The sequence below is a fragment of the Paenibacillus sp. FSL R7-0340 genome (assembly GCF_038002205.1).
GTDB classification, from domain to species: Bacteria; Bacillota; Bacilli; order Paenibacillales; family Paenibacillaceae; genus Paenibacillus; species Paenibacillus polymyxa_B.
The window spans coordinates 178,356-191,110 of sequence record NZ_JBBOBY010000001.1; the positions used below are offsets into that span (position 1 = coordinate 178,356).

Here is a 12,755-nt window from a genome sequence, read left to right on the forward strand (position 1 = left end):
CTCATGAATAAACGGCAAGATATTTTAAATGCTTGGATTACGATCGAGCAGTTATCCGAAGGTTCTATTAATAAAAAAGACAAATCGCTAAAGCTCATACATACAATGGAAGAGGATTGGAATCAGTTCTTTTCAGACTTTTTAATGAAGCAAAAAGAACAACAAGATGTATCAGATAAGTTCTTTAAGAAATCGGGCTTAGCATTATATTTCGATATTTTTGATTTTCAAGAAGTTGTTGAACTATTGAGGGAGAAATACAAGATTGCTAAAACCTACGAGGAAGTTAGTAAATCTGACAAATTCACCTTCTCTATCTATTTTGATAACGAATTGAATTTTCTAGCAGACAAATTGTTTTATACAATGAGTGGTTATATCCGCCAACATGGTGAATTACCGAAAGATTTTTTGAAAGTTGAAAACGTATTTAGAGAAGATTTAAACAGCAAATTTGAAGAAGGTTTTCATACCACCATCTCTGAGCTTTTTCATAAATATCATATTTCCGCAGAAAATTTCCGCTATGCATTTGTGAAAAACCTGGATAACGGAGATGTAAATCTACATTCGTTCTTTATTGAAGATCTGAACAAAGCAAAGACAATCACTAATAAAAATTTGGATCGATATTTTAATGGCTTTTCGGGACATAGGCACAATCTGGATGGCAATAAAGAGTCCGTTCATTTTAACCCCCGAATTTTCGAGACAACTATTTTACAACCTAGGTTCTATCCGCTCGGGCGGTTCCCAAGTAATCCTGGTTTCGCGCTTTCATTTATGCAGCAGGTTGCGGTGAATCTTGCTTTAAATGATAAAAATGATATTCGTAGTGTCAATGGCCCGCCAGGAACAGGGAAAACAACACTGTTAAAAGATATTTTTGCTGATTTAGTCGTACAACAGGCAACGGAAATTATGCAGCTTTCTGATAAAAGGATTAAAGGGAGTCTGGTTTATTGGAAAGATTTTAAGCTTGGTGTTTTACCACATTCCATTTCAGATAAAAACATTGTTGTTGCAAGTTCAAACAATGGGGCGGTCCAAAATATTGTTAAGGAGTTACCAAAGAAAGAAACGATTGCGGGCGATTTTCAAAAGCTACTAGATGAAGCAGATTATTTTAAAGAGGTTTCCAATTCTAAATTAACCAGTGAAGGTTTTGGACAGAATCGCGAGATTAAAAGTGAGTTTTTACATGAGGAAAATTGGGGTGTGTTCTCGTTAGAGGGCGGCGCGTCAACAAACATGAACAAGTTACTTTTAACCATTGAAGCAATCGAAAAAGATTTAGAGGATCATGATCAAGCGAATACAGGTGAAAGTGTATATCAAGAATTCTCCCGTCTGTATGCTGAATTAAAAATCGAAAGAGATAAAATGCAAGACTATAGCGAGAAAATGTATGCTCTTCGAAAATTAAAAACCAAGCATAAAGAGCAAATGTGTGCATTTGAACAAGAAGAAAAAAAGAAACGAACAGATTTAATCTCACAGGAAGAAGAAGCGAGACGTGAACTAGAAAGACTGGGACAAGAAATTGAAAATCTCCAAGAGGATTGGTCAAATGCTTCTGTTGAGATAGAAAACCTAATTGATCTACAAGCTCAAGCTAAAAGGAATTGTGACGTAGTTACTTCTCAAAAGCCAAGTTTTTTGTGGCTTCAGAAAATATTTAATAAGGCAAAAGTTGAGCAGTACTTCAAAGATCTGAATAATGCGAATGATCATTTAAATGATCTATCTAAACAAAAAACGAAATGGTTAAATGACCGTAGGCGACTCGAAAATAGGTCAAGGGAAAATGTTGCGAAAAGTGAGTATGTTCAAAAACAAACTCAGGACACAAGAGCTAACTTCGATCGATGGATGATCAAACAACAAAATGGTTTTAAAAAAGTGGAACGAGAAATTGTATTGTTAGAAAAACTCAAGTATCAAAGTGGCATTAAGGTACCAGATTTTTCACAATCGTATGATGAGCTGCAAAAGTCTAATCCATGGTTTACAGTGAAATTCCGTAAATTACAATCAGAGCTATTTATTTCAGCTTTAAAAGCTAGAAAGCAATTCCTGTATGAAAACAGAAGGAATTTAAAAGCCGCGAGAATTATTTGGAATAGGCAGTCTGAACACTTGGGAAAAGAGAATGGACAGCAGCTAATTTCAGAATCATGGAATTGGTTGAATTTCACGATCCCCGTTGTCAGCACTACTTTTGCTAGTTTTGGTCGAATGTTTAAAAATCTTAATGAAGATTCAATAGGTAATCTGTTTATAGACGAGGCGGGTCAAGCACTGCCACAAGCTAGTGTTGGTGCCATTTTTAGAAGTAAAAAGGTTATGGTCGTTGGGGATCCATCACAAATAAAACCCGTAATGACGCTAGGTTCAAATGTTTTAACCTTAATTGGAAGACACTATGAAGTCGATGAGAAATTTGTTTCTGCTGATGCGTCTACTCAAACCATTGTGGATGCCACAAGTCAGTATGGTTTCCAAAAAAATGAGGATGAATGGATTGGCATACCCCTTTGGGTACACAGACGCTCGAACTATCCGATGTTTACGATTTCAAATGAAATTTCGTATGAGGGGTTGATGGTACAAGGTAAATCAGCAGATGAGGCACAAGGGAAATCACAATGGTATGATTCAACCGGTAAAGCAAATGATAAATTTGTTAAGGAACAAGCTGACTTATTGAAAAGAATGATTGATAAACGTTTGCAGGAAGATCCGGATTTAGCGGATGAAATCTATGTGATCACCCCATTTAGAAATGTGGCTTATAAGCTTGCCCAGGTTTTAGATGAAATTAAATTCACAAAACGAGAAAACGGGAAGACAACGAATATTGGTACAGTTCATACTTTTCAAGGGAAAGAAGCCAAAGTCGTCTACTTTGTTCTTGGAGCGGACTCTGATAGCAGTGGGGCAGCAAGATGGGCTGTCTCTGATCCCAATATGATGAATGTTGCAGCGACGCGAGCTAAAGAAGAATTTTATGTGATTGGCGATAAGAAATTGTATGCCTCACTCGGTAGTGAAGTGGCAAATAAAACGATGTCAATTATTTACGATTATAACAATAATAAGGTCGGGAATGATGGTTAGGCGAAGTTCTCCAAGTTGGAGTAGATTCGAAGGGAGTTTCCTTTAATAGTATATTAATTATATTTTATAATCTGGAGAAATCACTCAACATAAATGTAACTCGTTGCCTTTATCCTCTGTCTATGAAAAAAGATCCTATCTCAAAACCAACTCCTACCCACTCTCCCGATTTCTATGCTTTAATAAAATGAGCAGTATTAACAAGAAGCGTTGAAAGTGGGATTCTATGAAGCGACTAACGATTGGCCTGTTCGCCCATGTGGACGCAGGTAAGACAACTTTTGCGGAACAGCTGCTGTACCATACGAACAGTATCCGGTCGCGGGGGCGGGTGGATCATCAGGATGCGTTTCTGGACAGCCACGACATCGAGCGGGCAAGGGGTATTACGGTGTTCGCAGATCAGGCGGTAATAGAATATAAAGGAGACAGCTATTATTTAATAGACACACCCGGACACGTCGATTTCTCCCCGGAGATGGAGCGGGCGATTCAGGTCATTGATTATGCCATCCTGATTGTAAGCGCAGTTGAAGGTGTTCAGGGCCATACTGAGACGGTCTGGCAGCTGCTGCGCAAGCATCGGATTCCGACGTTCTTCTTTATCAACAAGACGGATCGGATCGGCGCGGATGTAGGCAGAACCGAGGCGGATATCCGTCAGCAGTTGACGGGGGAAGTATGCTGCATTACACAGAGCTTCGCTGACGGCATAGTCGGCGAGCCGCTGCGGGAGGACATGGCGGAGCGGGACGAAGCTTTGCTGGAAGCATTCCTAGAGGGGAGAGAGGATTGCGGCTTCTGGCTGGAGGCTTTGCAGAGGATGATAGCGGCGGGTCTTCTCTTCCCCTGTGCTTACGGCTCTGCGCTTCAGGATACAGGCGTCATTGAATTTCTGGATCAGCTGCATCTGCTGACGACAACCACTTATGATGGGAATGCTTCGTTCCAGGGGCGGGTTTATAAAATTCGGCACGATGCAGGCGGAGCGAGACTCACGTTCATTAAGGCGCTGGGTGGTCGGCTGAAGGTGAGAGAACAGCTTAGTTACGAGAGCGGCGGGGTTCAATATGACGAAAAAGTTACGCGGCTCTTCTTGTTTAACGGCCTTAAGTCGCAGCCGGTGGAACAAGTGGAAGCTGGCGATTTGTTTGCGGTTGCCGGCTTGTCCGCCGCCGAAGCCGGACAAGGCCTTGGGTCGATATCAGACAAGTTAGCTTACGACTCGGAGCCGACGTTACAATCGAAGGTATTATTCGACAATTCGATACATGTACAGAAGGTGCTCGGTACTTTTCGCACGCTGGAGGCGGAGGAGCCGTCCCTGAACGTCGTTTGGGATGAGAAATTGCAGGAGATTTCTATCCGCGTCATGGGATTGATTCAACTGGAAGTGCTAGAGCAGCTTGTTAGAGAGCGGTTTGGCTTTGCTATCTCTTTTGGACAACCGGAAATCCTGTATAAGGAAACGATTCAATCGGCTGTGAAAGGGTACGGCCACTTCGAACCGCTCAGGCATTATGCGGAAGTGCATTTGCTGATTGAACCGGGAGCAAGGGGCAACGGCATCATGTTCGATAGCAGGTGTCATGCCGATGAACTGAATATCAGCTATCAGAATCTGATTCGGAATCACCTCTATGAACGGGAGCATCACGGACTGCTGACCGGCATGCCGGTCACCGACGTGAACATTACGCTGCTGAGGGGCCGCGCGCACAAAGAACATACCCATGGCGGCGATTTTCGTGAGGCTGCCTTTCGAGCACTACGGCAGGGTCTGGAGAAGGCGGACAACGTGCTGCTGGAGCCCTTTTACGATTTTAAAATCAAGGTCGCTATCGATGAAATGGGCAGGGTGCTGTCCGATATTCAGCGTGCTTCAGGTACTTTTAATCCGCCGCAGACAACCGGAACGCAAGCGGTGGTCACGGGCAGGGTGCCTGTATCGACTTTCATGAACTACAGTGCCGAATTTGCATCCTTTACGCATGGACGAGGCAGTATCCGCTGCGTGTTCAGCGGCTACGACCGCTGCCATAATACGGAGGAAGTCATAGAGCGGATGGGCTACCGCAAAGAGGCAGACCCACTGTATACATCCTCCTCTATCTTTTGCGCCAAAGGGGCGGGTTACTCGGTGCCATGGGATGAGGCGGAAGCCAAGATGCACCTTGAATTAGAACCTTAATCGCACACATTTCCAGGATTCAGGCGAAAAGTAGGTAGATTTAGGACGAACAATTTTTATAATGGAAATAAGATATATATTTTATAGGGCTAAGGGGCGATTGTCATGGAACCGACGCATGAAATACAGGCGCTGGCGGCAGAAATTGCTGATGTGGCTAGGACGTCCTTTCGCACTCTTTTTGAAAATGGTGAACGTTACTATTACTGCACGCTATTCACTTCTGGAGAGGGACATGCGCCAAGCATCTCCGCCTGGTCATGGGAGGCCTTGGAGAGGGAAGCGGCCAGGCAAGGAGACGAAAGTGACACGCCGGGGTCAACGATTGCGGAACTCATCAAATGGTCCTATACCGATTCACCCTATTGTTGTTTCAGGGATGAGGACTTCGATGATGTTAAACAATTGTTTATGAGGCGTCCTTCTATTGCGGAGCTTGAAGCTGATGAATGGAAGCGTGAATTTGATTCGAGGCTGAAGGCCATGGAGCTGGCGATGCAAATGCTCGATGATGAAGGCGCGTTTGCCTTGAATCAACCGCGAGAGTCTGTATGTGTCCTTGTCGAGGTTATGCCGCCGGATGAGATCAATACCGAAATCGCCCTACGTTTGAATCGGGCGGAGTCTCCGGCTATGCGAGCATGGCTGGCGGAAGCGGCGGAGTAAGGGCGTTCGCGTTTCTTGAGGGAGAGTTGTAAAATGCCTAATCATCAAGCGGTTTTTGGCGTGCGTATGTCCCATTCGCACAAGCACGCAGCCCGCCCCTGGCGTAAACTGAATTATAATCAGTGAGCGAGGTGAACTTCCATGGCACAATCGAAAGAGATGCGTGCACGGGCTAAGAAGTTTCAGGGCCGTCCGGTCTGTGTCACCCTGCACAGCGGAGAGACTTACGTCGGCTACATCACCGACGCTAATTATGGCGGGTTAGTACTTGCCAGCGCCGGAGTCCCCCCACGCGCTTCTTCCGGGAAGCAAGACTCCCGATCTCTCAAACGCAGAGCTGGTGCGCATGCCCCGGGCGTCCGTCTCGGCAACCGGAAAAGCGGCGCGCGTAAGCCGTCTGGCCGTTCGCGATCCCGCAAGCCGGACGCCAAGGTGTCGGCATTCCTGCCGATGATGGGCTCGCTGTTAGGCGGCCTTGGCGGCTCCACTGCAGGCGCAGGAGGGCTTGGCAGTATGCTCGGCGGCGGCCTGCGGCTGTTCGGCATGATCCAGAAATTTGTCCCGGTCGTGAAGATGGGCTACGGTATGATCAAGTCCATTCGTCCGTTTCTCGGCGCCGTTAAAGGCTTGATGCCCCCGGCCAGTCCGGCCACGCCAGATAACGAATAATCGTGTCCCTGTGAACTTTAAGCCCCCATTGAGTGGTCAAAGGGGGCTAGCCCACACCATCACTTTCTAACAAGAATAAAAATGATCACGTTCTTTGTCATTAAATTTGCCAAGTTTCCGTATCCTAACAAATTCGTGTTGGCCCCCATATGGATTCCTTTCATATGCATTTTTTGTATGGTAATCTAAGGTGGTCCAGGGGACCTTAATAGAAGCTACAATGAAAGATTAATTAAAGATACATATCATTTTAAAGAGGTACGACCCATAGAAAAAATAATAAAATTGCTGGATAAGCAAACAAAGGAAACCTGGCCATGGTCAACAGGAGGGTTCAAATATGTGGTTTGGGAAGAAAGAAACGCAACTGGATCGAATAAAAAACAAACTGAGTCAAGCCATGCGCAAAGACGCGGATTTCTCGGTGTTTGGAGCATCCTCACATCAATATAGGGTTAAAGAGAAGCTTACAGCAAAAGAGCTGGCGGACTGGCAAGTCCACAATCATGTCACACTTCCTGAGCCTTACGCGCTGTTTTTAACGAAAATCGGCAACGGAGGCGCCGGCCCCTATTATGGGATTTATCCGATTGAAAAGGCAGCTTCCTATACCGAGCGCCAGGCACTCCTTGCCAAATCCGTTCTGCATCCCGGGATGACCAAAGAGGAATGGAACCATCTGATTGAGCCCCTGACCAGGGACGAGCACATTCCCGATGAGGAATACGACGATACCTGTAATCAGGTGTTGGGCGGCATGTTGTGCATAGGTACCCAAGGCTGCGAATACGACATGTATCTCGTACTTGAAGGGAAATATAGGGGGAGGATTGTGTACACCTCCGATTTTCATCCCGATCATCCTTTTTTCTTTGTCTATGAAGGCAGCTTTCTGGATTGGTACGAGCGCTGGCTGGATGAAATTATTCTGGATTATGATATCGGGTGGTTTGGCAGTCGAATGCCGGGTGATGAGAATGCACTGATCCAGATTTATCAGAGCGCTCCAAACGAAGAAATCCAAGTCAAAGCGCTTGATGGAATGTTCAAGTTTAAGAAGGTCTCTCAGCTAACCCTTGCTTTTTTGAAAAATATTGCGGAGCAAAGCCCCAAAAATCGGACCACAGCCATTTGGCTCATCTGCAAAACTTCCTTTGACACGGGTAGAAAATATCTTCTGGAGCTGTTGCAATCGGATGAACATGAGGATTTTCTGCAAGCTTTACAGATTCTGCACGCTTCCAGTAAAACTGAGGATTTAACGGAGTTTATTCTAGTGATCTTGCAAAGGCTTGACAGGATTCGCGACCCGGAAACGTTGCGTTATGCAGGGTATATCTTGGAAGATTACGGTGCGATTACGCTCCAGAACTTTGCGCCTTTCTTGTGTCACGCGGACCCCACAATGCAAACTACTGCCATCTATGCCGCGCGCAATTGCGAAAACAAGCTGGGAAGCTGGCAGATCATTGAACAGATGCTGATGGGGGGCGGCCCGCAGGTTCTGAATAACTTGATTTTATACTGGGACATTATTCCACATGAGAAGTTGCTACCTTACTATAAGGCGGTATGGCCGGAATATAGAAGAAATCCGAATTTCAGAGAAAAATTTATCGGCTGTTTGCGAGAACTACATTTGCCAGATGATTATTTCGACAAAGACGAATCGTGAAGAAGGTGTACATGAACCACCCCAAGGTTGTCTCCTCCATTCATACAGAGGTTTTGTTTTTCCATAAGCATGAATAAGAATGTGGACTAAATGCTAATGCTTGATAGAATATCATTCTATATGGTTGTATTCAGGATTTTATTAAGGCGGATTGGGGAGGTAATTATGGGAAATACGGATAAGTTTGAAATGATAGCGAATATATATGACACTTCGGAAAGAATTCAAATTGCAAAGGCATCATCTGATGCCATTCGTGAATATGTAGTTGACGCTAATAGTAAGAATGCTATTGATTTTGGGTGTGGAACGGGTCTTGTCGGAATGAACTTGTTAAACGATTTTAATTCTATGCTTTTTCTGGATACTTCACAAAACATGATTAATCAAATAAAGCAAAAAATTACTGATCTTCATATTCATAATGCAGATACAATATGCTTTGATTTTGAAAAGGAAGGTCTATCGGATCTTCATGCGGACTATATTTTTATGGCTCAGGTTCTGCTCCATATTCATGATGTTGAATTCGTTTTATCCAGATTATTTGATGTTCTAAATGAGGGAGGACATTTACTAATCGTAGATTTTAATAAAAATGAAAAAGTAGTTTCAGATATAGTTCACAACGGGTTTCATCAAGAAGAGCTGGCTGACATTATGACTAAAATAGGGTATAGAGATATTCAATCCAAAACTTTTTATAATGGAAGTAAAATATTCATGGGACAAGATGCATCTATGTTTATTCTTGATTCTCGGAAATAAACTTTTAGGCAGAAATCAACTCTCCTTATAGTTAGCTTCTAAGGTGCAACGAAATAAAAGGCCGCCCCTTATGAGACAGCCCCATGCTTCTTGTACAGTCCGAAATCGGATTTACGAGGAAGCCGAAAAAATGCTAAAACGCTACTGACATCCCGTTGTCAGTAGCGTTTTTGTATATTAGGAGCATGCGAATAGCGCAGTGTTTTGGAGATAGGGCGACCTTTCTCAAATCTTATCATAGAGGTGGAATTTATTTATGAGCAATATCAATTGGGAAGTGGATGCGGACCACAGCTCCGTTGAGTTTTCGGTAACGCATTTAATGATTAATAGAATCAAAGGAGTATTCGAGCATTTCCAAGCGAGCTTGAATTTTGACCCCAATGATTTAACAACCATGGGTATTCAAGCTTCCATAGACGCAAATAGTATCACAACTCGCCAATCGCAACGAGATGAACACCTGAAGAGCGACGACTTCCTTCATGCAGCCAAGTATCCAACCATTACGTTTCAAAGCACCAGCTGCGTCCTTGCTGGCGAAAGGCAATATGAGCTTACGGGCAATCTAACTTTGCATGGAGTAACAAAACCCATCACTTTTCATACCGTTTTTGAAGGACTAAATAAAGACCCTCGTGGCCGGGAACGTGTAGGATTTCATTCAACAGCCAGTATCGAACGCAATGAATTTGGCTTGACATTCAACTCGCATCTGGAAAAAGGCGGGATTGTTGTCGGGAATGAAGTGAGAATCGAACTTTATATCGAGGCAATTAAAATAGTAGATTAGCGGTCCTAAAGGCCATCCTTTTATCGGGATGGTCCTTATTCAAAAACTTGCCACTACAAGTAGATGCCTTGGCGGCCTCATGTTGAGCCTTCCAAGCTTCCATCCGATTGATCTGGCTTGTAGCATAGCTTGGGGGGGATAGTTTTATCAACCTGCGTTATCCGACAATACATGGCCATTCCTTCTTTGGTTAGATGAGGCAGTATAAGGCTCCATAGGATGGACAAGATGTTTTTTGGATTTGGAAGAAATTTTTGGAGAAGAATTATTTCCTGTGTACCATACATATTTATCGATAGTAAAGAAATAGACAAATCTTCATATTGCCCAGCATATAATTCTTCTTTCATAATTCCTTTATTAACAAACCCCTTAAATATGTTGGTAAAAAGCGTATAGAAATCATTAACAACCTTAATTTGCATTTTAGCTATCTCCGGATACAACTTAGGCAATTCTGTAAAACTGGAGAAATAAAAGAAATATTTTTTACGGAATGCATTAAGAATTAAAAACTGCTGATTCAGCCCTTCGATAGAAACCTCCGCTGAGAAATTTAAGTTTTGGTATTCTTCATACTGCATTGCCATAACACCAATCATAAGATCATGTTTTTTTTTGAAATAGTATGTCAAATTACCAGGACTTATATTTAACGCATCGGAAATATCCCTCAATGTTACATATGCATATCCTTTTTTATTAAATAATTCAATTGAAGTCTCAAGGATCTTATCCCTTAAATTAATATCCATTTCTATCTCCTTTAGAGCGTTTGTGCTATGCACTTGAAATCAAAAGCATTATATCATAAATTGTTCCTTCAAGCCGAAATAAGTAGCTTGATTAAGAATACGGAAGAATTCGAGAGATAATTTGCGAAAATCCTCAGCCAAGAGTGCCATTCCCAATAAAGACCAGAGTTGAGTTGCTGTATTTGCAGGAATATACTGATTTTAGTACACGTGTACTAAAACTTTTCTGAATAATTATTGAAGGGAGTGAACCCCTTGCAAGAAATCAGAAAGAGACCTAAAGTTCACAATGCGATTGAACAGGATACAGAAGCACGCTGCTTATTGATTGACTGGTTTGAAGAAAAACTATCAAATGGAGGCAAGCTATGAATCCATTACCTATCGACATTAACGAAAGAAGTAATCACTTTTATGAACTTACTTGGAAAGAAGTACAGATTCCTATGAGAGACGGGAATTATCTCGCCGCAAATCTTTATCAGCCTAATGTGGATGGGAGTTTTCCAGTAATCATGACGATGTGTCCTTATGGAAAGGATCTTCATTTCTCTCAATTTGCTCCTGCTAATCCAACAATCGCAATAGAATATACACACTCGCAGGATAAAGGGCCCTTAATTAGTTGGGAAACACCAAATCCTGAATTTTGGGTGCCGCAAGGCTATACTGTCTTGCGAGTAGATGAACGTGGTATCGGTAATTCTCCAGGAAAGCTGGATATATTATCAAATTCTTTGAAGAAGGATTATTATGATGCAATCGAATGGGCTGGAACGCAACCATGGAGCAATGGAAAGATAGGACTGCTGGGCATCTCCTATTTGGCTATGAGTCAATGGGCCGTGGCATCCGAACAACCTCCTCATTTAGCTTGTATCATACCTTGGGAAGGTACAGTAGATTATTATGCAGAATTCTGTTATCCGGGCGGAATCCAGGCGAACGGTTTTCTTTCATTCTGGTGGAAGAACGGAGTTTTGGCGCATCAATACAATCCCGATGGAAAATTCTCGGAAGAACAATTGCAAGCCAATCGCACTGATTTCCCGGAGATGGTAAAAAACAATCCATTACGTGATCAATCGTGGACGAATCGATTTTCTGATTTGAGTAAAGTAGAGGTGCCTTTATTATCCGCAAGCAACTGGTTTAGCGCCGGAATGCATACCCGTGGAAATTTCCTGGGTTTTCAGAATGCGGTATCAGAGCACAAGTGGCTTGAAGTACATATCGGGAGCCATGTTGGTGCATTTTACACCGCTCAGGGTCGGGAACTGCAGAAAAAATTTCTGGATTATTGGCTTAAAGGAATCGATACTGGCATAATGAGAGAACCGAAAGTAAAGCTTGCCATTCCTCGCGGAGGCAATAACTACACATGGCGCTACGAGAACGAGTATCCGCTTAAGCGCACCCAATGGACCCGCTTTTACCTTGATGCAAGCTCGAATTTGCTTTCGCAAGAGCCTCCGCAAGCCAAGGCCCAGCTTTGCTATGAAGGCGATAAGGAGTGCGAGTCAAAGCACTGGGCGAAGCCTTTTATGGTGAAAGAATTCTCGAGAGAGGAAAACAATTCAAAGCGTGTTCTGTTTGAAACCGATCCGTTTGATAACGAAACAGAAATTCTCGGGCCTATCAAACTCCGTTTGTGGGCATCGTCAACTACAGATGATATGGACATTTTCGTATCTTTGCGAAATTTTGACTCACTAGGCAATGAGGTCGTTAACTCAGGAGCACTAACAGAGAAATTTCCAATTAGCCAGGGCTGGCTGCGCGCTTCCTTACGTAAAACTGATGATGAATTATCTACGGAGTATAAGCCTTATTACACCTTCGATGAGTTTCAAAAGCTGGTTCCAGGAGAAGTCTATTGCTTGGATATTGAGATATGGGATAGTGCAATTGTTGTAGCTAAAGGGAACCGATTGCTCCTGGAAATTGGAAGTCAGAATCAAAGTGGCTGCGCACTGCTGACTCAGACGGGGGATGACAGGGTATGGGATGCAGACATTACCCTATATACAGGGGATGAATTTGATTCTTATTTGTTGCTGCCGATTATACCCTAACTGAGTTCAAGTTGACATGCTTCCCAACGCCCAATGTTCCCTC

The 12,755-nt window shown here is 43.2% G+C and carries 9 protein-coding genes; 8 read left to right on the top strand and 1 reads right to left on the bottom strand.

Annotated elements, in window-relative coordinates; genetic code table 11:
* The first annotated feature begins 3 nt into the window (after positions 1–3).
* From MKX59_RS00775 to MKX59_RS00805, 7 genes are all read left to right on the top strand, one after another.
* On the top strand, positions 4–3,120 hold the full coding sequence (locus MKX59_RS00775; protein ID WP_340857326.1) for a DEAD/DEAH box helicase: 3,117 nt from the start codon (positions 4–6) through the stop codon (positions 3,118–3,120).
* A 226-nt stretch (positions 3,121–3,346) separates the two neighbouring features.
* Positions 3,347–5,311 (top strand): elongation factor G, encoded by a 1,965-nt coding sequence (locus MKX59_RS00780; RefSeq protein ID WP_076264604.1) that lies wholly within the window; start codon positions 3,347–3,349, stop codon positions 5,309–5,311.
* A gap of 105 nt (positions 5,312–5,416) precedes the next feature.
* The gene (locus tag MKX59_RS00785; protein ID WP_075154994.1) at positions 5,417–5,977 is read left to right on the top strand and encodes a DUF4303 domain-containing protein; all 561 of its coding nucleotides are present in this window, start codon (positions 5,417–5,419) and stop codon (positions 5,975–5,977) included.
* A gap of 141 nt (positions 5,978–6,118) precedes the next feature.
* Positions 6,119–6,646 (top strand): hypothetical protein, encoded by a 528-nt coding sequence (locus MKX59_RS00790; protein WP_076264603.1) that lies wholly within the window; start codon positions 6,119–6,121, stop codon positions 6,644–6,646.
* 340 nt (positions 6,647–6,986) lie between these two features.
* A complete protein-coding gene (locus MKX59_RS00795) occupies positions 6,987–8,321 on the top strand; it encodes a hypothetical protein (RefSeq protein WP_076264602.1) in 1,335 nt (444 codons plus the stop codon).
* Positions 8,322–8,486: 165 nt separating this feature from the next.
* Entirely contained in the window at positions 8,487–9,089 is a 603-nt protein-coding gene (locus MKX59_RS00800; RefSeq protein ID WP_076264601.1) for a class I SAM-dependent methyltransferase, read from the top strand.
* Positions 9,090–9,345: 256 nt separating this feature from the next.
* Positions 9,346–9,882 carry a YceI family protein gene (locus tag MKX59_RS00805; protein ID WP_023991091.1) on the top strand — a complete coding sequence of 179 codons (537 nt, stop codon included), beginning with the start codon at positions 9,346–9,348 and terminating at the stop codon, positions 9,880–9,882.
* A 77-nt stretch (positions 9,883–9,959) separates the two neighbouring features.
* On the opposite strand, the gene MKX59_RS00810 is transcribed toward MKX59_RS00805, so the two are convergent.
* Entirely contained in the window at positions 9,960–10,637 is a 678-nt protein-coding gene (locus tag MKX59_RS00810; protein WP_068939268.1) for a TetR/AcrR family transcriptional regulator, read from the bottom strand.
* Positions 10,638–11,005: 368 nt separating this feature from the next.
* Here MKX59_RS00810 and MKX59_RS00815 point away from each other — a divergent pair, with 368 nt between their 5' ends.
* Positions 11,006–12,712 carry a CocE/NonD family hydrolase gene (locus MKX59_RS00815; RefSeq protein WP_071558002.1) on the top strand — a complete coding sequence of 569 codons (1,707 nt, stop codon included), beginning with the start codon at positions 11,006–11,008 and terminating at the stop codon, positions 12,710–12,712.
* The last annotated feature ends 43 nt before the right edge of the window (positions 12,713–12,755 follow it).

What these genes read in the sequence shown, in the direction of transcription:
- MKX59_RS00775 (WP_340857326.1), top strand. Translation starts at nt 4, where the DNA reads ATGAATAAACGGCAAGATATTTTAAATGCTTGGATTACGATCGAGCAG.
- MKX59_RS00785 (WP_075154994.1), top strand. Translation starts at nt 5,417, where the DNA reads ATGGAACCGACGCATGAAATACAGGCGCTGGCGGCAGAAATTGCTGAT.
- MKX59_RS00810 (WP_068939268.1), bottom strand. Translation starts at nt 10,637, where the DNA reads ATGGATATTAATTTAAGGGATAAGATCCTTGAGACTTCAATTGAATTA.
- MKX59_RS00800 (WP_076264601.1), top strand. Translation starts at nt 8,487, where the DNA reads ATGGGAAATACGGATAAGTTTGAAATGATAGCGAATATATATGACACT.
- MKX59_RS00790 (WP_076264603.1), top strand. Translation starts at nt 6,119, where the DNA reads ATGGCACAATCGAAAGAGATGCGTGCACGGGCTAAGAAGTTTCAGGGC.
- MKX59_RS00795 (WP_076264602.1), top strand. Translation starts at nt 6,987, where the DNA reads ATGTGGTTTGGGAAGAAAGAAACGCAACTGGATCGAATAAAAAACAAA.
- MKX59_RS00780 (WP_076264604.1), top strand. Translation starts at nt 3,347, where the DNA reads ATGAAGCGACTAACGATTGGCCTGTTCGCCCATGTGGACGCAGGTAAG.
- MKX59_RS00815 (WP_071558002.1), top strand. Translation starts at nt 11,006, where the DNA reads ATGAATCCATTACCTATCGACATTAACGAAAGAAGTAATCACTTTTAT.
- MKX59_RS00805 (WP_023991091.1), top strand. Translation starts at nt 9,346, where the DNA reads ATGAGCAATATCAATTGGGAAGTGGATGCGGACCACAGCTCCGTTGAG.